At 65.6% G+C, this 21,291-nt stretch carries 15 protein-coding genes and 1 pseudogene; 9 read left to right on the top strand and 7 right to left on the bottom strand.

The genetic code is table 11. The annotated features are described in order from the left end of the window. Positions 1 to 83: 83 nt before the first annotated feature. Both IEW81_RS06365 and IEW81_RS06360 read left to right on the top strand, forming a co-directional pair. Positions 84 to 1,247 carry a carbohydrate ABC transporter permease gene (locus IEW81_RS06365; RefSeq protein ID WP_097060377.1) on the top strand — a complete coding sequence of 388 codons (1,164 nt, stop codon included), beginning with the start codon at positions 84 to 86 and terminating at the stop codon, positions 1,245 to 1,247. After that, the gene (locus IEW81_RS06360; protein WP_097059937.1) at positions 1,244 to 2,152 is read left to right on the top strand and encodes a carbohydrate ABC transporter permease; all 909 of its coding nucleotides are present in this window, start codon (positions 1,244 to 1,246) and stop codon (positions 2,150 to 2,152) included. Before IEW81_RS06365 ends, IEW81_RS06360 begins: the two co-directional genes overlap by 4 nt. A gap of 215 nt (positions 2,153 to 2,367) precedes the next feature. Here IEW81_RS06360 and crcB read toward each other — a convergent pair whose 3' ends face one another. From crcB to yczE, 4 genes are all read right to left on the bottom strand, one after another. Beyond that, positions 2,368 to 2,742 carry a fluoride efflux transporter CrcB gene (gene crcB, locus IEW81_RS06355; protein ID WP_229671256.1) on the bottom strand — a complete coding sequence of 125 codons (375 nt, stop codon included), beginning with the start codon at positions 2,740 to 2,742 and terminating at the stop codon, positions 2,368 to 2,370. Positions 2,743 to 2,779: 37 nt separating this feature from the next. After that, positions 2,780 to 3,214, bottom strand: a complete 435-nt coding sequence (locus IEW81_RS06350) for a fluoride efflux transporter FluC (protein ID WP_097059938.1) — start codon at positions 3,212 to 3,214, stop codon at positions 2,780 to 2,782. After that, complete coding sequence (locus IEW81_RS06345) at positions 3,211 to 5,340, bottom strand: APC family permease (RefSeq protein WP_229671255.1); 2,130 nt, start codon at positions 5,338 to 5,340, stop codon at positions 3,211 to 3,213. The genes IEW81_RS06350 and IEW81_RS06345 overlap by 4 nt, the downstream gene beginning before the upstream one ends. Positions 5,341 to 5,439: 99 nt before the next feature. Beyond that, complete coding sequence (yczE, locus tag IEW81_RS06340) at positions 5,440 to 6,141, bottom strand: membrane protein YczE (RefSeq protein ID WP_229671287.1); 702 nt, start codon at positions 6,139 to 6,141, stop codon at positions 5,440 to 5,442. 67 nt (positions 6,142 to 6,208) lie between these two features. Here yczE and yczR point away from each other — a divergent pair, with 67 nt between their 5' ends. Together yczR and IEW81_RS06330 are read left to right on the top strand one after the other, a co-directional pair. Then, a complete protein-coding gene (gene yczR, locus IEW81_RS06335) occupies positions 6,209 to 7,624 on the top strand; it encodes a MocR-like transcription factor YczR (protein WP_097059939.1) in 1,416 nt (471 codons plus the stop codon). Positions 7,625 to 7,771: 147 nt separating this feature from the next. After that, positions 7,772 to 10,873, top strand: coding sequence for an efflux RND transporter permease subunit (locus IEW81_RS06330; protein WP_097060380.1), 3,102 nt, complete (start codon positions 7,772 to 7,774; stop codon positions 10,871 to 10,873). A gap of 20 nt (positions 10,874 to 10,893) precedes the next feature. Here the strand turns inward: IEW81_RS06330 and IEW81_RS14640 are convergent, their stop codons facing one another. Both IEW81_RS14640 and IEW81_RS14495 read right to left on the bottom strand, forming a co-directional pair. Continuing rightward, positions 10,894 to 11,016, bottom strand: a complete 123-nt coding sequence (locus IEW81_RS14640) for a hypothetical protein (RefSeq protein WP_268236635.1) — start codon at positions 11,014 to 11,016, stop codon at positions 10,894 to 10,896. Between the two features lie 55 nt (positions 11,017 to 11,071). Further along, positions 11,072 to 11,137 (bottom strand): annotated as a pseudogene (locus IEW81_RS14495) (hypothetical protein); the annotation flags it as partial. A gap of 48 nt (positions 11,138 to 11,185) precedes the next feature. Here IEW81_RS14495 and IEW81_RS14490 point away from each other — a divergent pair. From IEW81_RS14490 to epsC, 4 genes are all read left to right on the top strand, one after another. Further along, positions 11,186 to 11,350: a hypothetical protein gene (locus IEW81_RS14490; RefSeq protein WP_229671289.1), complete on the top strand. Its 165-nt coding sequence runs from the start codon at positions 11,186 to 11,188 to the stop codon at positions 11,348 to 11,350. Between the two features lie 421 nt (positions 11,351 to 11,771). Continuing rightward, positions 11,772 to 14,081: a DEAD/DEAH box helicase gene (locus tag IEW81_RS06320; protein ID WP_097059940.1), complete on the top strand. Its 2,310-nt coding sequence runs from the start codon at positions 11,772 to 11,774 to the stop codon at positions 14,079 to 14,081. A gap of 297 nt (positions 14,082 to 14,378) precedes the next feature. Continuing rightward, entirely contained in the window at positions 14,379 to 15,311 is a 933-nt protein-coding gene (gene cysK / locus IEW81_RS06315; RefSeq protein WP_097059941.1) for a cysteine synthase A, read from the top strand. After that, the gene (gene epsC, locus IEW81_RS06310; RefSeq protein WP_097059942.1) at positions 15,308 to 15,877 is read left to right on the top strand and encodes a serine O-acetyltransferase EpsC; all 570 of its coding nucleotides are present in this window, start codon (positions 15,308 to 15,310) and stop codon (positions 15,875 to 15,877) included. The genes cysK and epsC overlap by 4 nt, the downstream gene beginning before the upstream one ends. Positions 15,878 to 15,891: 14 nt before the next feature. Here epsC and IEW81_RS06305 read toward each other — a convergent pair whose 3' ends face one another. Beyond that, positions 15,892 to 16,755: a DMT family transporter gene (locus tag IEW81_RS06305; protein ID WP_097059943.1), complete on the bottom strand. Its 864-nt coding sequence runs from the start codon at positions 16,753 to 16,755 to the stop codon at positions 15,892 to 15,894. A gap of 166 nt (positions 16,756 to 16,921) precedes the next feature. Between IEW81_RS06305 and IEW81_RS06300 the strand changes: the two genes are divergently transcribed. After that, on the top strand, positions 16,922 to 21,202 hold the full coding sequence (locus tag IEW81_RS06300) for an ExeM/NucH family extracellular endonuclease (protein ID WP_097059944.1): 4,281 nt from the start codon (positions 16,922 to 16,924) through the stop codon (positions 21,200 to 21,202). The last annotated feature ends 89 nt before the right edge of the window (positions 21,203 to 21,291 follow it).

The raw sequence follows: 21,291 nt of genomic DNA, 5'->3' as shown, positions 1-21,291 counted from the left end.
AGTGAGCCAGGCCCGCTGGAGCGAGAGCTCCGGTGGGCCCGACCATCCTGATTATCCGGTCCAACCTGACCAGGGAGAGCGCCATGGCACAGAGTCTTCGGGGCACAACTTTTCGAGGCAGGGGCATCCGTGGCGCTGAGGCCCGCTACGGCTGGGCCTTCGTGGCACCCGCCATTCTCATCATCGGCGTCTTTCTCGTCATACCGATTTTCCTCGCGCTGTTCGTGAGCTTCAGCAACTGGAACGGACTCGGTTCACCGCTGAACAACTCCGCGCTGGTCGGAGTGGATAACTATGCCAAGGTGCTCGTCGAACCAGGGCTCGCCCAGCGCGACTTCGGCCTCTCAATTCGCAACAACCTCTACTACGTGATCATCGTTGTTCCGCTGCAGACCGCGCTCGCCCTGTTCCTCGCGGTGCAGGTGAACCGGCGCATCCTGCGCGGCCGTGGCTTCTTCCGTACCGCGTTCTACTTCCCCTCGGTGACCAGCTCGGTGGCAATCGTGACCATCTTCATTTTCCTGTTCACCGCCTCTGGCGCGGTCAACGCCATCCTTGGCTTCTTCGGCGCAGACGGCCCCAACTGGTTCGCTGACCCCAGCGGCATCATCCACAACCTGTTGGCCGGCGTCGGAGTCACGAGTGCTCCGGATGCCCTGCTCGCGGCGGGCCCGCTCGGGCTCGACTGGTGGTCGTGGCTCAGCGGACCCTCGGTGGCGATGTGCGTGCTCATCATCCTCGCGATCTTCACCACCTCCGGCACGTTCATGCTGCTCTTCCTCGCGGCCCTCCAGAATGTGAGCGGAGATATCGACGAAGCAGCGATGGTGGATGGTGCCGGGCCGTTCCGCAAGTTCTTCTCGGTGACACTGCCCATGCTGAAGCCGACACTCTTCACCGTGCTCACCCTCGGCCTCATCGGCACCTGGCAGGTCTTCGACCAGATCTATCTCACCGGCAAAGGCGCCCCGGGCAAGACCCTCCTGACCCCCGCCTATCTCGCATACGACACGTCCTTCAAGGGACTCAACTGGGGCGAGGGTGCCGCGATCTCGTTCATCCTGTTCATCATCATCGTGTCGTTCACGCTGTTGCAGCGCTACGTGCTGCGCGACCGTGACCTCGGCCGATCCGGCGAGCGTCGGGCCGCGAAGCGAGAGAAGCAGTTCAGAAACGAAGCAGCCGTAGGGGCGGCCCAGATCGCCCGGAAACAAGAAGACTCCATTTCGCAGGGAGAACGACGATGACCACCACAGAGCAGGCGATCCGAGTGGCGACACCGCCGGCCACACTCACCCCGCCCAACCGGAAGCATCAGCTCTCTGCGCGGGTCCGAACCACCGCAGTGCTGAGCTACCTCGTGCTCATCCTGCTGGCGCTCATCTACATCTACCCGTTCCTCATCTCGATCGCGGGAAGCTTCAAGACCGACAGTGACGCGACCCAGGATCCGCTATCGCTGATCCCGGCGACGTGGACCTCTGCAGCCTATGAGCGGCTCTTCACGAGCGTTCCGCTGCTGCAGTGGACGGCGAACTCCGCATTCATCACTGTGATCGTCACGATCGGCAGGGTGTTCTTCGACTCGCTCGCAGGCTACGCGCTGTCGAGGCTGCGGTTCCGCGGCCGCACCATCATCTTCGCGGGCGTCGTGGCAGTCATGGCCGTCCCCGGCGTGGTGCTCCTCATCCCGCGCTTCCTGATGCTGAAAGAGCTCGGGCTCTACGACAGCTTCGGAGGGATGATCCTGCCGCTGGTCATCGACGCGGCCGGCATATTCATCATGAAGCAGTTCTTCGAATCGATTCCGGTCAGTGTGGAGGAAGCGGCCAGGATCGACGGGGCCGGGGTCTTCCGCACCTTCTGGACAGTCGTGCTGCCGATGGCGCGACCCGCGATCATCACGCTGTTCATCCTGAGCTTCCAGGGTTCGTGGAATGAGTTCTCGCACTTTGTCATCTCCCGCCAGGACCCCGCCCTGAACACGCTGACGACGGGTGTGGCATCCCTCACCTCGGGCGAACTCGGCACAGGAAACCAGTATCCGCTGCAACTGGCGGCGGCCGTACTCATGTCGATCCCGGTGGTCGTGATCTTCTTCATCTTCCAGAAGCGGCTCATGAACACGACGGACGGCGGCGAGAAGGGCTGACGGCGGCCAGGGCGCCGACTCTCTGCCTCCCGCCGCCGCCGAAATGAACGCCCTCGCTGCCGAAACGAACACCCTGGCCGCCCAAATGAAGGAGAATTCCCGGATGAGGGCTGCCTCGCCGGTCATCCGCGCGGGTGGCGGCCGGATCTCCTTCATTCGGCGGTGGCACCGAGCCACGGATACCGGAGGAGAGTGCAGCCGGCCGACGCGCAGGATCAGCTCGCGAGCAGGTACCCGAGCGCTGCGGCGCCGCTGCCGAGCACGAGATTCGCGGTCACACTCGCCGCGGCGATGCGCCACCTGCCGTCCTGTACGAGCTGGATGGTCTCGACGCTCCAGGTGCTGAAGGTGGTGAGCCCGCCGCAGAGCCCCGAGACCAGAATGAGCCGGATGTCGCTACTCACGCCCCCGCTGGTGGCGAGCCCCACGACGACTCCGCCGATGGCCGAGCCGACCACGTTCACGACGAGCACAGCCCACGGAAATCCGTCGTGTCCCGCGACAGCACGGGAGACGAGGTAGCGGATCATCGCGCCGACGGCTCCGGCCGCCACGGTGATGAGTGCGACGGTCATGGGTACGACGATCATGAGTGCAGCTCGCGGACGTTGTCAGGCAGGGATCCGTTCACTCGTCGACCTCGTCCCGGGGAGCCCGGGGAGCCACGGGAGCAAGGGGAGCCACGGCGGCCCGCCCGCGCCCGCGCCCGAGCGCGAGGCCTGCGGCAGCAGCACCGAAGCCGAGCAGCAGGGTCGCTGCGAGGTAGCCGATCGCGGTCATCCATCGGTCGGATGACGCCAGGGTGACGAGTGGGATCACGAACGCCGAGAAGGTCGTGAACGATCCGAGGAGGCCAGGGCCGAGTCCGGCCAGCAACCAGGACGGTGCGGAGCTCCGGAGCCGCGCCACGAGCAGCCCCAGCGCGAACGCTCCCACCACGTTGACGACGAGGGTCGACACGGGAAACGTGTCGTCGCCGTGGGGGATGAGGGCATCGAGCATGAGTCGCAGGGTGGTACCGACCGCGCCGCCCGCGATAACGGCGGCGAGGTCACGTGTCATTCCGGCTCTTTCGGCGATTTCGGTGGTTTCTTCACGGCCGTGGCGGTCTTGCTCGTGGGCTTGGCGGTAGCCTTCGAAAGCCCACCCTTGGCTGCGGGGGACTTCGGCCGCACCACCGCTGCTGCGGGGGGCATCGGCTTGCGGGCGACAGGTCGGCGCAGTTCGCCTCGGCGATCCTGGCCGGGCAGCGGCCGCGATCGCCGACCGTAGATGAGCGTCGACGAGTCCAGCAGCCACGGAACCAGGGCGATGACCACGCCATGGGTCAGTGCGAGCTTGTGGCGGATGCGCCTCGCCGTGTGGTTGTGCAGGAGGTTCTCCCACCAGTGACCCACGATGTAGTGCGGTGTGTAGACGGTGATCACCTCTGAGCCGTGCTGCTCGCGGCGGAACCGGATGTACTTGGCCAGCGGCGCGCTGATGTCGCGATACGGCGATTCGAGGATGTTGAGGGGCACCGTGATGTTCTGCGCGATCCAGTCTTTCTCGAGCTGGTCCGTGGCAGCATCGTCGATCGAGACGTGCACGGCCTCGATCGACTTGTGGCGGGCGGCGATCGCATAGTCGAGGGCTTTCAGCACGGGCTTCTGCATGCGGCCGACAAGCACGATCGCGTGGTCGCCGTCCGAGCCGAACATGGTCGTCGGGTCTGCGGCGATCTCTTTGTCGACGTCGCGGTAGTAGCGGTTCACGCCGAGCATCAGCAGGAACAGGATGGGCATGATCACGTAGACGAGCCACGCACCGTGGGTGAACTTGGTGACCGTCACGACGATCAGCACGATCGCGGTCATGGTCGCACCGAGAGCGTTGATGGCGAGGCTGCGCCACACTGCGGCGCGATCCGGGCAGCCGTCGCGAAGCACCCTGAGCCAGTGTCGCACCATGCCGATCTGGCCGAGCGTGAACGAGAGGAAAACCCCGATGATGTACAGCTGGATGAGTGCGGTCACCTCGGCCTGGTAGATCACCAGGATGATGGCCGCGACGACCGCGAGGATGAGCACACCGTTTGAGAAGATCAGTCGGTCGCCGCGGGTGGAGAGCGACTTGGGTGCGTAGCGGTCAGTGGCGAGCACCGAACCGAGTAGCGGGAATCCGTTGAACGCGGTGTTGGCCGCGAGCAGCAGCACAGCGGCGGTGGCGCCCTGGATGATGAAGAACAGGATGCTGTTGTTGCCGAAGGTGGATGCCGCCAGCTGCGCGACCAGGCTGCGCTGCGGGACGTCTTCGCAACTCGCGTAGCCGATGAGGCTGCAGGCGTCTTCGGCGTAGTGAACGCCGGCGATGAGGGCGAGTGTGATCAGTCCGACGAAGAGGGTGATGGCGATCGCACCCATCGCGACGAGGGTCTTCTGGGCGTTTTGCACGTGCGGCTTGCGGAACGCGGGAACGCCGTTGGAGATGGCCTCGACGCCGGTGAGGGCGGCGCATCCGCTGGCGAACGAGCGCAGCAGCAGCAGGATCATGCCCGCCTGGGCCAGGTTCTCGGCCTGCACGACGTAGCCGGCGCTCTCGGCGACGGGAGGGTCGCCGGCGATGGTGCGGGCGATGCCGACCACAACCATGAGGGCGATGCTGCCGATAAAGAGGTAGGTCGGTATGGCGAACGCTTTGCTCGATTCGCGAACTCCGCGCAGGTTGACGGCGGCCAGCAGGATGATGAATCCGACCGCGATCTCGATGCGGAAGGGGTTCAATGCCGGGATGGCCGAGATGATGTTGTCGACACCGGATGCCACAGACACCGCGACCGTCAGCACGTAGTCGACCAGCAGGGCAGACGCCACCACCAGCCCGGCCTTTTCGCCGAGGTTCTTCGACGCGACCTCGTAGTCGCCGCCCCCGCTCGGATATGCCTTGATCAGCTGGCGGTATGAGAGCACGACGACGATCAGCAGGATGACGACGGCCATCGCTACCCATGGCGCGAAGGAGAGGAACGCGAGCCCGCCGATCAGCAGGATCATCAGGAGTTCCTGGGGAGCGTATGCCACAGATGAGAGCGGGTCGCTGGCGAAGATGGGCAGCGCGAGGTGCTTCGGAAGCAGCTGGCCCTCGAGTTTTTCGGAGGCAAGAGGCTCCCCGATGATCCACCTCTTGGGCGACCGCGCTTCGTTTGTCACGAGGGTCGACCCTACTCCTCGCGGAGGCGCTGTCAACAATTACCGCGCGCCCAGTATTCCCAGTCCGGATCGGAGAGCACCGGCGGGCTGGTGATTTTGCTACTGGACGCCGTCACCCCGTCGTGTGGCGCTGACGCTCTTTCCGAGATGCCCAGCCGACCATTCCTTTGGTTGCTGCTCGTCCGGGGCCGGCCCGTCGACGCGACCAATCGCTTCCGAAACCTGCGCTTCCGGAATTCGCAGCAGTGGCAGCGTGACGCCCACCATCGGGCCGATGAGCAATGCGAACGCGAGGGTCCCCAGCCCGACCGTGCCGCCGAGCAGCCAGCCGATGGCGAGCACCGTCACCTCGATGGAGGTGCGTACGGCCCAAATCGGCAGGCCGGTTCGACGATGGATGCCCATCATCAGCCCATCGCGTGGGCCGGGGCCGAACCTGGCCCCGATGTACAGCCCCGTGGCCACAGCCAGCAGCGCCAGGCCGCTCGCGAGCAGCAGGATCTGCGCCCAGAGCCCATCGGGCTCCGGCAGTATCCACAGGCCGACCTCGATGGACGGACCGATCAGCAGCACGTTCATGACGGTACCGACCCCTGGCCGCTGGCGGAGGGGGATCCACAGCAGCAGGACCAGAACCCCGATGATGTTGGTGACGATGGCGAAGTTGAGACCGGTTTTCAGCACGACTCCCTGGCTCAGCACGTCCCAGGGTGAGGCGCCAAGCCCGCCGCGAAGCATCATCGCGATCGCGAATCCGTAGAGGAATAATCCGGTGAGCAGTTGCGCGATACGCCGAGTCATGAGCACGAAAGCAATCCAATTGCAGGATTGGACTGTAATCAAGATGCCAATTCCGTATAGTGGCATCATGAATTTGGTTTCCTCACGCGTTTTGGCCTCGATGCTGACCGGGTGGCGCGACGGCGGAGTCGCTTACACCTCGCTTGCGGGCCGCATCCGGCTGCTCGCCCTCGACGGGAGGGTCGCTGCCGGTACCCGACTGCCGGCGGAACGCGAACTCGCGGCCCAGCTTGCGGTCAGCCGCACGACGGTCACCGCGGCGTACGCGGAGTTGCGGGAGGCCGGATACCTGCTCAGTACCCGGGGATCGGGCAGCGTGGTGCAGCTTCCCTTCAAGGTGCCCGTGCAGACCGAGTTCCAGCCGGGGTTTCTCGACTTCAGCAAAGCGACCCTGCCCGCTATCCCGGGGATCGTGGCGGCCGCGCAGCAATCGGTGGAGCAACTACCCACCTACCTCGGCGACTCCGGATTCGACCCCGTGGGCATCCCCGCGCTGAGAGAGGCGCTCGCGGAGCGCTACACGGCCAGGGGCCTGCCCACGGAATCCGACCAGATCATGGTGACCATCGGCGCCCAGCACGCGATCGCCCTGATCGCCCGCACCGTCATGGCGAGGGGTGACCGGGCCCTGATCGAGAATCCAACGTATCCGCACGCGCTCGACTCCCTGAAAGCGGCGGGAGCGCGACTCGTGCCCGTCAGCGTCACCTCGGATGGCGGCTGGGATGAGCTCGCGATCGAACAGGCCATCCAGCGCACCAGCCCGTCGCTCGGCTACCTCATGCCAGACAACCACAACCCCACCGGCGTCACCATGCCTGTGGAACTGAAGCAGAAAGTGCTGTCCCTTGCCGCGAGGCACGGCACCACGATCATCGCCGACGAGACGATGGGCGAGCTGGGACTGGGCAACGACGGCCGGGTGCTGCCATTCGCGGCGCACGGCAGTGCCATCCTCGTCGGCTCGGTCGGTAAGACCGTGTGGGGCGGCGTGCGGGTGGGCTGGATCCGGGCCGATCGCACGGTCATCCAGCGACTGGTGCGAGCGCGATCGGCCGGCGACCTCGGCACTCCGCTGCTCGAGCAGCTGATCGTATTGAACCTCCTGCGCGACTTCGACTCGATTCTCGACTCCCGCAGGGCCTACCTGCGCGAGGGTCGCGCCAGGCTTGAGCGACTGCTGCATGAACGCCTGCCGGAGTGGACAGTTCCGCACGCCGGGGGTGGCCTCACCACGTGGGTGAATCTCGGCCATGCCGTCAGCTCGCAGCTCGCACTCGCGGCGCGCAACGAGGGGCTGGTCATCGCGGCCGGTCCGCGCTTCGGCGTCGACGGCGCTTTCGAGCGGTTCCTGCGCATCCCATTCTCGTATTCCGCCGACGAGACCGAGCGGGGCGTGGATGCCCTCGTGCGAGCCTGGGCGACCGTGGGCCGCCATCCATTCGCCCAGCCCGCACCCGACTTCGCATCGAGTGTCGTGTGAGGCACGTCGTGTGATGGGCAGGGCCGCACGGTGTAATCCGCACGGAGCATGTGGTTCACAGCATCCGCAGGGATAATTCGACGCAGGCACACGAGCGAGCTGATTCTCGCTAAGCAGTACGACCTCCGAGCAGCAGAGAGTAATCACGTGCACCTTTTTTCCGTCTTCAGCCTGCGCAATCGCGCTCTCATCGCGCTTGTCACGATCGTCATCGGCGTGTTCGGTGGCCTCTCGCTGACCTCGCTGAAGCAGGAGCTGATCCCCAGCCTCTCGCTGCCTCAGATCTTCATCATCACGAACTATCCCGGCGCTTCGCCTGCCGTTGTCGACAGCGATGTCTCGACCCCGATCGAAGCGGCCATCCAGGGCGTCGCCGGGCTCGAGTCGAGCACCTCGACCTCGAGTGCGAACCTGTCGAGCGTGACAGCCGGGTTCGCCTACGGCACCGACATCGCCACCGCAGAGCAGAAGGTTCAGCTCGCGATCAACCGCCTCGCCAGCCTGCCGGATGCCGCAACCACCCAGGTGCTGACGTTCAGCTTCTCCGACCTCCCGGTGATCCAGATCGCCGTATCCAGTGACATGAACGCCGACGGCCTCTCGGCGAAACTCGAGAGCTCGACGATCGTCGACCTCAAGAAGGTCGCCGACGTGAGCGACGTCAGCCTGCTCGGCACCACGGCACAGCGACTCGTGATCACTCCCAACCAGGATGCGCTCCGAGAGCGCGGCATCAGCAACCAGGCCATCACCGAGGCGCTCGACGCCAACGGTGTGCTGCTGCCGGCCGGGCAGATCACCGAGAACGACACGACCCTGACCGTGCAGGCCGGTGCGCGTATCTCGTCGACCGATGAGATCGCAGCCCTTCCGCTGCTCGGCGGCAACACCGGCGCGGTTATCCCGCTGTCAGACGTCGCCACCGTCGCTCTCGCCACCGACCCGGTGACGGGCATCTCGCGGGTCGATGGCGAGCTTGCGCTGACCATGGCGATCACGAAAACCCCGGCCGGCAACACCGTTGCCGTGTCGCAGGACGTGCGCGATCTCATCCCCGAGCTCGAGAAGGCTCTTGGCCAGAACACGAAGTTCACGATCGCCTTCGACCAGGCGCCGTTCATCGAGGAGTCAATCAACTCGCTCGCTACCGAGGGCTTGCTCGGGCTCGCTTTCGCCGTGATCGTAATTTTGCTGTTCCTGCTCTCGGTGCGCTCGACCCTCGTCACGGCCATCTCGATCCCAGCGTCGGTGCTGATCACCTTCATCGGAATGCAGGCTGCCGGTTACACGCTCAACATCATCACCCTCGGTGCCCTCACGATCGCGATCGGGCGAGTGGTCGACGACTCCATCGTCGTCATCGAGAACATCAAGAGACACATCGGCCTGGGGGAGGAGAAGCTGCCAGCCATCCTCAGCGCGGTCAAGGAGGTCGCCGGAGCCGTCACAGCATCGACGGCCACCACGGTGGCGGTGTTCCTGCCGATCGCGCTCGTCGGCGACATCACCGGCGAGCTGTTCCGTCCTTTCGCGCTGACTGTCACCATTGCGCTGGCGGCATCCCTCTTCGTCTCGTTGACCATCGTCCCGGTGCTCGCATACTGGTTCCTCGGAAGCAAGCAGCCGCACAAGCACGTGGGTGCCGTCGCGGCGGATGGCCGGCCCGCCGGCGAGCTGGAAACGCCGACACGCCTACAGAAGGGTTACCTCCCGGTGCTCGAGTTCACGCTCAAGCGGCCGATCGCGGTGATCCTCGCGGCCGTCCTGCTGCTCGGAGGAACCGCCGCACTGCTGCCCTTCATGAAGACCAACTTCATCGGCGACAGCGGCCAGAACACCCTCACGGTCAGCCAGACCCTCCCGCCAGGTACCAGCCTCGACGCGCGCGACACCGCGGCCGGGAAGGTCGAGGAGGTGCTGCAGGGCATCGATGGTGTCGAGACGATCCAGTTGTCGATCGGCTCCAGCGGGAGTTCGCTGCGTGCCGCCTTCTCCGGCACGGCAAGCTCTACCTTCTCCCTGACAACCGATCCCGACGCCGACCAGGCCAGGCTGCAGGCCGATGTGCGAGCAGCCGTAGCCGACATTAGGGACGGCGGGAACATCTCGCTGACAGCGGCCGGCAGCGGGTTCGCGTCATCCAATATCGAAGTGAACATCACCGCCACGTCGGATCAGGAGCTTCGGGATGCCGCTGACGCGGTGCTCGCGGCGGTGCAGGGTCTCGACGTCGTCGCCGAGGCCTCGAGCAACCTGTCCAACGACCAGCCGTTCATCGCGATCACCGTCGATCGCGCCAAGGCCGCGGCCGCCGGGCTCAGCGAGATTCAGGTCGGCGGAATCGTCACGGCGGCGATGAATCCCTCTGCCGTCGGTTCTGTCGTCATCGACGAGAAGACGCTGTCGATCTACATCCTCAACGAGAGCGCCCCGACGACGATCCAGCAATTGCGCGACTTCACGATCCCCACCGCCACGGGGCTCGTGCCGCTGTCTGACCTTGCGACCGTCGACCAGCAGAACGGCCCGGCCTCGATCACGGCGATCAGGGGCGTGCGCAGCGCCACGGTCAGCGTCACCCCGAACGGTGACGACGTCGGTACGGCCTCGACTGTTGTCGCTGCGGCGCTTCAGGATGCCACGCTGCCGATCGGTGCGGACGCCGAACTCGGTGGAGTCACCTCCCAGCAGGGTGACGCGTTCAGCCAGCTCGGCCTCGCGTTGCTGGTCGCCATCCTGATCGTCTACGTCGTGATGGTGGCCACATTCAAGAGCCTGCGCCAGCCGCTGCTGCTGCTTGTGTCTGTGCCGTTCGCGGCGACCGGTGCCATCGCGCTCCAGGTCATCTCGGGCATCCCGCTCGGTGTTGCATCGCTCATCGGCGTGCTCATGCTGATCGGGATCGTCGTGACCAACGCCATCGTGTTGGTCGACCTGATCAACCAGTACCGCACGCGAGGCATGAAGGTTCGGGAGGCGATCCTGCAGGGAGCGTCCCGGCGTCTGCGGCCCATTCTGATGACCGCGACCGCAACGATCTTCGCGCTGCTTCCCCTGGGGATCGGGCTCACCGGCAGCGGCGGATTCATCTCACAGCCTCTCGCGATCATCGTGATCGGCGGACTCGTGTCATCCACGCTGCTCACACTCGTGGTGCTGCCGGTGCTCTACTATCTGGTCGAGGGCGCCAGGGAGCGGCGCGAAGACAAGCGCGCCGTCCGCGCAGCGGCAGAGCCTGCGGCCGCATAGCGGCGCGAGGGCCGGGGCTTCTAGAGCGCCAGCTCCATGCAGACGCTCGAGGCCGAATCGACGTAGTCGCCGAAGCGCGGGATGTGACGGTAACCGCGCTTTTCGTAGAGCGCGACCGCCGCGGTCGACCGCTGCCGCGGCATCCCGCGCCTGATTCTCGATAGCGTCGAGAAGCCGGCCGGCAACGCCTGAGCCGCGGGCACTGTCGTAGACGAAGAGGCGCTTCAGCTCGGGGAGTTCGCCGCTCGTGACGAGCGAGGCCATGCCGAGCGCGACACCGTTCCGACGAGCGACCCACACGGCAACGCCTGGATGCTCGAGTTCGGAGACATCGAGCAAAAAGCACTCGTCGACGGGGTAGACGCTGAGCGCGAATTCTTCGCCGGCGACCAACATGGCCTCGACGTCCGGCTGCCGGGCCGCTTCGATCTCGATCTGCATCCCGCCAGTCTGGTGCACCCCTTCTCGCTCAAATGAAGGCGATTTCCCGCTTTCTGGCACGTTCTGCTGCCACAGCGGGGTCGCCTGCCGAAAACTCCTTCATGTGGGCGGGTCGTGGGGTGGGCTGAGGGGCGGGCTGGTGGATGGAGGCATGGCACGGCTGTAGCCGTGTGGCTTCCGATGGAGTAACGTTGGCAAGTCGGCTCAAGACAGCGCGATCTATCGCGCATGGGTTTGTAGTCTTGCGGGCCGGTTTGCCAGCTAATGCGTCATGGATGCAGGAGCTGGCGACAATCACACGAATGTATGTGACGGCCCCGGTCAAAGATCGCCCGGGTTCAGTATTGCGTGGCTGTGTCTATCCAGCTCAGTCGGCGCCCTACCTTCATGCGCTCTGTGTTTGCTCACGCGTGATGTTCATGCGTGTTAATTCACAACAGAGAACCCAGGAAGAGCTATGCCTAATTACTCCAAGCCGCCCGCTGGCGGCAAGAAGCCCTATAAGTCCACTCCGTCATCCAGCGCCCGCGGTGGCGCATCCGGCGCTCCCAAGAAGCGTTGGACCGGGGATGACCGCGCCGCCCGTACTGGCGACCGCTCGACCGGTTTGGCACGCCCGGCCCGCGACGACCGTCGTCCAGACTGGAGCCCGCGCGACTCGAAGCCGTCCTACCAGGACCGCCAGGCCCAGGATCGCGGCACCCGCCCGTCATACGGCGACCGCAAGCCCGACCGTCCCTCGTATGGCGACCGCCCGGCAGTAGAGCGCCCGTCATACGGCGACCGTCCCGCCCGGACCGAGCGCCCGGCCTACAACTCGGATCGTCCGGCCCGCCCGTCATACGGCGACCGCAACGAGCGTCCGGCACGTTCCAACGATCGCCCGAGTTACAACAGCGATCGTCCGGCACGTTCCAACGATCGTCCGAGTTACAACGCCGATCGTCCGGCACGTTCCAATGACCGCCCGAGCTACAACAGCGACCGTCCGGCGCGCAGCAATGACCGTCCGGCATACAACGCGGATCGCCCGGCGCGCAGCAACGATCGCCCCGCGTACAACGCCGATCGTCCGGCACGTTCCAATGACCGCCCGAGCTACAACAGCGACCGTCCGGCGCGCAGCAATGACCGACCGGCGTACAACAGCGATCGTCCGGCGCGCTCCAACGATCGTCCGGCGTACAACGCGGACCGTCCGGCGCGCAGCAATGACCGACCGGCGTACAACGCAGATCGTCCAGCACGTTCCAACGATCGTCCGGCGTACAACGCGGACCGTCCGGCGCGCAGCAACGATCGTCCGGCGTACAACGCAGATCGTCCAGCACGTTCCAACGATCGCCCGAGCTACAACAGCGACCGTCCGGCGCGCAGCAACGACCGCCCGAGCTACAGCGACCGCGCTGAGCGTCCGGCGTACAGCGCCCGCACCGAGCGCCCGAGCTACGACCGCGCAGACCGCGCTCCCCGCCGTGACTTCGACGACCGTGCCCCCAAGCGCGAAAGCGACTATTACACGGCCCGCACCACGACCGGCCCGGTCGAGGATGTCGTGCTCGAGCGCCTCGAAGCCGCCGTCATCACGGCCACGGATGTCGAGGGCGTGAGCTTCGCAGACCTCGGCCTCGGCAGCAACATCGTCCGCCAGCTCGCGAGCATGGGTGCTGAGGCCCCCTTCGCGATCCAGGCAGCGACGATTCCGGATGTGCTCTCGGGCCGCGACGTTCTCGGACGCGGCAAGACCGGCTCAGGCAAGACGATCGCCTTCGGCGCCCCCCTGGTGGAGCGCCTCATGGAGAACAACGGTGGCAAGGACCGCCAGATGGGTCGCAAACCTCGCGCACTCATCCTGGCGCCGACCCGTGAACTGGCGATGCAGATCGACCGTACCGTCCAGCCGATCGCCCGCTCGGTCGGCCTGTTCACCACGACGATCGTCGGTGGCGTTCCCCAGTTCAAGCAGGTTTCTGCGCTGCAGCGCGGCGTCGACATCGTCATCGCCACGCCCGGCCGCGTCGAGGACCTCATCGAGCAGGGTCGTCTCGACCTCAGCAACGTCATCGTGACGGTGCTCGACGAGGCCGACCACATGTGCGATCTCGGATTCCTCGAGCCCGTGCAGCGCATCCTGCAGGAGACGAGCAAGGGCGGCCAGAAGCTGCTGTTCTCGGCCACCCTCGATAAGGGCGTCGCCACCCTCGTCAAGCAGTTCCTCGTCGACCCGGCTGTGCACGAGGTCGCCGGTGAAGACCAGGCGTCATCCACCATCGATCACCGTGTGCTGCTCATCGAGCAGCGAGACAAGCGCGAGATCATCCAGGAACTCGCCCGCGGCGAGGGCAAGACCCTCATCTTCACCCGCACGCGTGCGTTCGCCGAAGAAATGAGCGACTACCTGGAGGATGCCGGCATCCCGGCAACCAGCCTTCACGGTGATCTCAACCAGTCGCGCCGTACGCGCAACCTGCAGCTGCTCACCAGCGGCCGGGTCAACGTGCTCGTGGCGACCGATGTTGCGGCCCGTGGCATCCACGTGGATGACATCACGCTCGTCATCCAGGCCGACGCGCCCGAGGAGTACAAGACCTACCTGCACCGTTCGGGCCGCACGGGCCGCGCCGGCAAGGTTGGAACCGTCGTCACCCTGATTAACCGCAATCGCCGTCGCAAGATGGATGAGCTGCTCGGCCGTGCCGAGATCGACGCCAGGTCGGACTTCGCGGCTCCCGGCGACGCGATGCTCGCCGAGCTCGCAGCGTTGTAGGTCTCACCCAGTCACACCCGCCCGACTGCACAGCATGCAGTAGCACGATGGCACTCACTCGACAGGGTGGGTGCCATCGTCGTTGGGGCCGCACGCGACGATTGACCCCATCCGGTCGCGTCGTCAGGGCGCCCGCTGTCGCTTCACGGCATCCTTTCCGCCAGGAAGTGCGCTCTCGATCTGACGAGGGCTGCCCCGTGGGAATAGAGCGGGCTATATGAACGCTGTAACCGGGAGACACATTCAGGCGGCATTGCCTAGTCTGGTGCTCACTGGTTTCCCAAGAAAGGCGCTCCCATGGCCCGCATCCACAACGACATCACCGAGGTCTTCGGCAATACTCCTCTCGTTCGCCTGAACAGGGTGGCGGAGGGACTCGGTGCCACTGTGCTGGCCAAGCTTGAGTTCTACAACCCCTCGTCGAGCGTCAAAGACCGACTCGGTGTCGCGATCGTGGACGCGGCCGAGAAGTCGGGCGATCTGAAGCCGGGCGGCACCCTCGTCGAGGGCACCAGCGGCAACACCGGCATCGCGCTCGCGATGGTGGGCGCGGCCCGCGGCTACAAGGTGATCCTGACGATGCCGGAGAGCATGAGCCAGGAGCGCAAGACTCTGCTGAAGGCTTACGGCGCCGAGCTCGTGCTCACGCCGGCCGGTGAGGGCATGAAGGGTGCTGTGTCGAAGGCGGCGGAGATCGCCGCGAATACTCCCGGCGCCGTGCTGACGAAGCAGTTCGAGAACGCCGCGAATCCTGCCATCCACTTCGCCACCACCGGCCCCGAGATCTGGAACGACACAGATGGCGCCGTCGACATCTTCGTCGCGGGTATCGGCACGGGCGGAACCCTTTCGGGCACCGGAAACTACCTCAAGCAGCAGAATCCCGGCGTGATTGTTGTGGGCGTCGAGCCCGAAGAGTCGCCGATCCTCAACGGTGGAGCCCCCGGACCGCACAAGATCGCGGGCATCGGAGCGAACTTCATCCCCGAGATCCTCGATCGCGAGGTCTACGACGAGATCATCGACGTCAACATCGCCCAGTCGGTGTCGATGGCCCGCCGCCTCGCGAGGGAAGAAGGCATCCTCGCCGGAATCTCGTCGGGTGGCACGGTCGAGGCTGGCCTGCAGCTCGCCGCTCGCCCCGAGAATGCCGGCAAGACGATCGTCGTCATCGTGGCCAGCTACGGCGAGCGTTACCTGTCCACTGTCCTGTACGAAGATCTCGCGTGACGGCGCCGTTCTCCCGGCTTCGGGAGGACATCGCGAACGCTCGACGGCGTGACCCTGCTGCACGATCGAATTTCGAGATCTGGCTGACCTACTCGGGGCTCCACGCGGTCTGGGGCTACCGGTTCGCTCACTGGTTGTGGATGCGCGGCGCGAAGACCGCGGGCCGCGCCATGTCGCAGTTCACGAGGTTCCTGACGGGCATCGAGATCCATCCGGGTGCTGTCATCGGCCGCCGGTTCTTCATCGACCACGGGATGGGGATCGTGATCGGCGAGACGACGATCATCGGCGACGACGTGCTGCTCTACCACGGGGTGACGCTCGGTGGCACGAGCGTCAAACACGAGAAGCGGCATCCGACCCTCGGTGACGACATCGTGATCGGTGCTGGCGCAACCGTGCTCGGTAACGTGACGATCGGGTCGCACTCCATGATCGGTGCGAACGCGGTCGTGGTGACGGATGCGCCCGAAGGTTCACTGCTCGTCGGATCCCCCGCGGTGCCGAGGCCGCGTGCCCCCGCCGCGACCGATTCATACTCGGATTCGACGATCTACTACATCTGACCTGCTGCCTCGGATCAGTTGAGCGCCAGCATCGCCCCGGCTGCAACCGCCAGCACGAGCCCTGCGTACTGCACGGGCGCGATGCGCTCCCGCAGCACCACGGCCGCCAGGATGATCGTGCCTGTGGGGTACAGCGCGGTGAGCACGGCCATCACCGACAGGTCTCCGAGCCGCACCCCGATGAGCAGCCCGACGTTGGCGATCGTGTCAACCACTCCGCATGCGATGGCGAGATAAAGCCCGTCCCGCCACGTCGCGTGTGCCGGCCCTGAGTTCCTGCGTCGGGCCATGACCACCGTGATCCCGACGATGGTGAACATGATGGCGGCGTTGACCGCGCGGTTGAAGACGAGGGGGATCAGCCCCGAGTCATCCGGGGCTGCGTCGATGATAACCAGGATTGTTCCGATCGCTGTGCCCGATCCCACGGCCATCAGCACCGCCTTCAGCGTCGGTCGCACCGCGCCTTTCTCGGGCACGAAACCGACCATGACGACCGCGACGACCGCAAGGCCGAGCGCCACGTAACCGATCGTGCCGAGCTGCTCGCCTCCGATCAACCCGATGGTGAGTGGAACGATGGCCGTGACGACCGCGGTCAGCGGAGACAGGATGCTCATGGGCCCGACCGCGAGGCAGGCGTAGAGCAGCCCTATCGCGATCGCCCCTGAGACTCCGGATGCCGCGCCCAGCAGCACCGCGCCAGCCGACCAGGTTCCCCCGAAGAAGGGCATCGCGACCAGGAGCACGACGAGGCCGGTGAGCGCCGCGATGGCGGTGACGAGCACGGCACTCATGCGCCTGGCGGCGAGCCCACCCAGGAAATCCGCAGAGCCGTAGATGAGTGCGCTGGTGAACCCGATCACGACAGTAAGCATGACAACCAATCGGGACTGGGTCTCTTGAGGGAATCGGGTGGCTGCCCGATGAAGGTCAGGTTACCAATCGGAGGTCACGGTCGACTTTTCCCCGCGTCACCCCTATGGTGAAAATAATCCCCCGAAGGGGGGTAGAACGCTGTGCGAAAAAGGAGACTGCCAGGTCATGCGATCTTTCACACCCCAGCCGGAGAAGAAACTGCCTTCCCGCCCCCACCGCCGGATGGTGGCTGTTGCGACGGCGACCGCCCTGGCCCTAGTGTTCACGAGCCTCACGGCCGTGCCGGCGACCGCCGCCGACGTGACAGCCACGATCGCCGACGTGCAGGGCACGACAGATGTCACGCCGCTTTCCGGCAGTGTCGTCACAGTGCAGGGCGTAGTCACCGGCGACTACCGCAACAGCACAGCGAGTGGTTATCGCGGCTTCTACCTGCAGGACCCGGTGGGGGATGCCGCTGACAACCGTTCAGATGGCATCTTCGTCTTCTCGGCCACCGCGAACCCGGCGGTCTCGATCGGTGACCTGATCACCGTCACCGGAGCGGCCAGCGAGTTCAATGGACAGACCCAGATCTCAGCAACGACCGACGCGGCCTACGGTCTCGTCACGGCCGGTGTCGGCGTTCCCGCCTCCACGGTGCTGCCGGACGCTGCCGTCGGCAATGCTCGCGAAGCATTCGAGGGGATGCTCGTCACCCCCGAAAGCGCCTACCTCTCGTCGAGCCACCAGCTGTTCAACTTCGGCAGCCTCTGGTTGAACGTCGGTGGGCTTGCCGTCAAGGCGACCGAGACGACGGATGCCGGAGTCGCCGCGAACGTCATCGCGGCCGGCAACCGCGCGAACCGTCTCCTGGTGGACGACGGATACAGCATCCAGGTCTCCAACGCGGCACACTCCGGCACTCAGCCGTACTTCGACACGGCGACGGTGGTGCGCAACGGCGACAGGTTCGTCTCGCCCGCCGCCGGCATGATCCTCGGCTGGGGCTTCTCCGACTGGCGCCTGCAGCCGCAGCGTCCGCTGAGCAGCACCTCGCCAGCCGAGTACGCAGCGTTCGAGCCGACCTTCGAGAGCCTGAACCCCCGCACGAATGCCCCCATCGACGTGGGTGGTGACTTCTCGGTCGGCGCGTTCAACGTGTTCAACTACTTCACGACGTTCGGCGGGAATGCCCGTGGAGCCGACAATGCGGCCGACTTCACTATCCAGCAGTCCAAGATCGTCTCGGCCATCAACGCCCTCGACGCCGACGTGGTCGCGCTCATGGAGATCGAGAACTCGGTCAAGCTGGGCGAACCGGCAGACGAGGCGCTCGGCAACCTGGTCGACGCGCTCAATGCTGCTGCAGGATCCACGGTCTGGGCGTTCGTCCCTACCCCTGCCCCGCTGCTCGACGCCGCCACGACCGACTTCATCACCAACGCGATCATCTACAAGACCGCCACGGCGACGCCGGTCGGGGCCAGCATGGCTGATATCGACGAGACCGTGTGGAACATCGCGCGCGAGCCGATCGCCCAGACCTTCGAGGTCGACGGCAAGGTCATCACGGTGGTCGCGAACCACTTCAAGTCGAAGAGCCCGCCCAGCGGTGGTGGCGCGGAGCCGAGCGATCTGCAGGGCTTCTTCAATGCCGAGCGCGTCGCCCAGGCCAATCGAGTGAAACTCTTCGTCGACGGCATCATCGGCGACCCCGCCAAGGGGCCGAACGTCATGCTGCTCGGTGACTTCAACGCCTACCACGAGGAAGACCCGTCGCAGGTGCTGACCGCTGCCGGCTTCGTCGACCTCGTCCCGGATAACACCGACGAGTACACGTACACGTTCAACGGCGAGCTCGGTTCGCTCGACCACGCGTTCGCGTCACCCGCGCTTGCGGAATCCGTCACCGGCGTCGACGTCTGGAACATCAACTCGTCAGAGTGGTCAGACCGCGGCTACGAGTTCGACGCTGCCGAGGCAGGCACTCCGTTCCGTTCGAGCGACCACGACCCGGTGAAGATCGGCCTGAGCTCGGCTCTTCCGCCCGTCAACATCGACCTGGTGAGCATCAATGACTTCCACGGGCGCCTCGAAGCGTCGGGATCCGTCGCCGGTGCCGCAGTACTCGCCGGAACCGTCAATAAATACCGTGCCGCGAACCCCAACACCGCGTTCGTCGGTGCGGGCGACCTGATCGGTGCATCGACGTTCACCTCGTTCATCCAGAACGACCAGCCGACGATCGATGCCTTCAACGCGATGGGACTGGATGCCAGCGCGCTGGGTAACCACGAGTTCGATCAGGGTCGCGCTGACCTCGACAACCGCATCCTGCCGGCGGCCAGCTGGGATTACCTCTCGGCGAACCTCTTCGACAAGGCGACGGGCGAGGCGGCGTATGACGAGTACTCGATCGAGACCTTCGGCGATGTGACCATCGGGTTCGTCGGTGCGACGACGGATGAGCTGTCCAGCCTGGTCAGCCCCGCCGGTATCGCGAGCCTGGAGATCAGGCCTGTCGTGCCGGAGGTCAACCGGGTCGCGGACGCTCTGAGCGACGGCGACCCGTCCAACGGCGAGGCCGACGTGATCGTGCTTCTCGTGCATGAGGGCGCCGCGACCACGAACATCTCCAGCGCCACCGACGACTCGGCCTTCGGTCGAATCGTCAATGGCACCAACGCGAACGTAAATGCGATTATCTCCGGCCACACGCACCTCGCGTACAACCACCTCATCCCGATCACCGGGACAGACACACTACGACCGGTGATCTCGTCCGGCCAGTACGGGGAGAAGTTCGCTCACTCCGCGATTTCTGTCGACCCGAAGACCGGTGAGCTGCTGTCGTTCAACACCGAGGTTCTGAATCTCGCGGGGGCAGCCGCACCCGACCCCGCGGTGGCCGCCATCGTCGCAGACGCTGTCGCCGTCGCCAAGGTGCTGGGGGCCGTGAAGGTCGGTGACATCACCGCCTCGTTCACCCGCGCCAGGCAGACGGCCGGTGCGGAGAACCGCGGCGGCGAGTCGACGCTCGGCAACTTCGTTGCCGACGTGCAGCTCGAAGCCACCAAAGAGGTCGGCGCCGACATCGCGTTTATGAACCCCGGCGGCCTTCGTGCCGACCTGACCTACGCGTCGACCGGTGCAAATGATCCCGATGGCAACGTGACGTTCGCCGAGGCTGCGGCCGTTCAGCCGTTCGCCAACACGCTTGTCACAAAAGAACTCACGGGTGCACAGCTGAAAGCAGTGCTCGAGCAGCAATGGCAGCCCGCCGCGGCCTCCCGGCCGTTCCTGAAGCTCGGCGTGTCTGAGGGCTTCGAGTACACCTACGTCGTCAATCCGATCGTTGCCGGCACACCGGTCACGGGCACCGTCACGGGAATGAGCCTGAACGGTGTCGCCATCGCCCCCACCGATGTCTTCACGGTCACGGTGAACTCCTTCCTGGCCTCGGGCGGCGACAACTTCGGAGCCTTCGGAGCCGGAACTAACCCGACCGACTCGGGCAAGATCGACCTGCAGAGTATGGTCGACTACTTCGAGGCGAAGCCGGTAGCCAGCCCGGACTCGGCCCAGCGTGCGGTAGGCGTGAGCCTTTCTGCTCCTGACGCCGACGGATACTCGTCGGGCGACCAGGTGACGCTGTCGCTGTCATCGCTGCTGTTCAGCACCTCGGCTCCGCGGGCCGGGACTGCTGTGGTGAGTGCTGGCAACGTCGAACTCGGGCGCGCCGCCATCGACCCCGCGATCGTCGACACCACGGACGAGAGTGGCCGGGCCTCCGTCGCCATCACCATCCCGGCGGGAACACCCGCCGGGATCCTGGTGCTGACGGTGAGCGTACCGGAGGCTGGAACCTCCATTGAGGTGCCGATCACTGTCACCGCAGTGGCGACCGTGATCGAGAACGTCATGGCACCGGTGATCAGCGGGAAGCCGAAGATCGGCCGCACCCTGACCGCGACCGGGGGGACCTGGAGCGTCGAGAGCCCCACCCTCGCGTTCCAGTGGAACCGCAACGGGACGGCGATCTCCAGCGCCACGGCAGCGAGCTACACGCTCGTCGCGGCCGACGCCGGCGCGAAGATCACCGTCACGGTAACCGCGAGCAAGGCGGGCAGCCTCGACGGTGCCGCCACTTCCGCCGAGGTGAGTGTGCCGAAGGGCAAGAGCTCGACCTCGGGCTCGACCAACCGCACCGTCGTGTTCGGCAACCAGCCGGTGACGTACACGGTGACAGTTCGTGGTGATGACGGTGTCGTTCCGACCGGTGAGGTCGCGATCTACGACGGCACCCGCAAGATCACCACCGTGACCCTGACGGCGGCCGACAACGGTCGCATCACGGTTCCGGTGAGCCTCGGGCGTGGCATCCACCTGCTGACGGCTCGCTACCTCGGTAGCGACACCCTGGAGGGTTCAATCGGCTCCCCGGACCCGGTGATCAGGTTCTAGGCAGCCACCACTGGTGCTGCACAGGGCGGGTCGGCTCACGTCGGCCCGCCCTGTGCGATGCCTCCATACATCGCGATGATGGGCGTTGA

This window comes from Salinibacterium xinjiangense (genome assembly GCF_014645015.1).
Classification (GTDB): domain Bacteria; phylum Actinomycetota; class Actinomycetes; order Actinomycetales; family Microbacteriaceae; genus Rhodoglobus; species Rhodoglobus xinjiangensis.
This window is presented reverse-complemented; position numbering and strand designations above follow the sequence as displayed.

What these genes read in the sequence shown, in the direction of transcription:
- IEW81_RS06305 (WP_097059943.1), bottom strand. Translation starts at nt 16,755, where the DNA reads ATGCTTACTGTCGTGATCGGGTTCACCAGCGCACTCATCTACGGCTCT.
- IEW81_RS06320 (WP_097059940.1), top strand. Translation starts at nt 11,772, where the DNA reads ATGCCTAATTACTCCAAGCCGCCCGCTGGCGGCAAGAAGCCCTATAAG.
- IEW81_RS14490 (WP_229671289.1), top strand. Translation starts at nt 11,186, where the DNA reads ATGCTCGAGTTCGGAGACATCGAGCAAAAAGCACTCGTCGACGGGGTA.
- yczR (WP_097059939.1), top strand. Translation starts at nt 6,209, where the DNA reads ATGAATTTGGTTTCCTCACGCGTTTTGGCCTCGATGCTGACCGGGTGG.
- IEW81_RS06350 (WP_097059938.1), bottom strand. Translation starts at nt 3,214, where the DNA reads ATGACACGTGACCTCGCCGCCGTTATCGCGGGCGGCGCGGTCGGTACC.
- IEW81_RS14640 (WP_268236635.1), bottom strand. Translation starts at nt 11,016, where the DNA reads ATGCCGCGGCAGCGGTCGACCGCGGCGGTCGCGCTCTACGAAAAGCGC.
- IEW81_RS06300 (WP_097059944.1), top strand. Translation starts at nt 16,922, where the DNA reads ATGCGATCTTTCACACCCCAGCCGGAGAAGAAACTGCCTTCCCGCCCC.
- IEW81_RS06360 (WP_097059937.1), top strand. Translation starts at nt 1,244, where the DNA reads ATGACCACCACAGAGCAGGCGATCCGAGTGGCGACACCGCCGGCCACA.
- cysK (WP_097059941.1), top strand. Translation starts at nt 14,379, where the DNA reads ATGGCCCGCATCCACAACGACATCACCGAGGTCTTCGGCAATACTCCT.
- IEW81_RS06365 (WP_097060377.1), top strand. Translation starts at nt 84, where the DNA reads ATGGCACAGAGTCTTCGGGGCACAACTTTTCGAGGCAGGGGCATCCGT.
- crcB (WP_229671256.1), bottom strand. Translation starts at nt 2,742, where the DNA reads ATGATCGTCGTACCCATGACCGTCGCACTCATCACCGTGGCGGCCGGA.
- yczE (WP_229671287.1), bottom strand. Translation starts at nt 6,141, where the DNA reads ATGACTCGGCGTATCGCGCAACTGCTCACCGGATTATTCCTCTACGGA.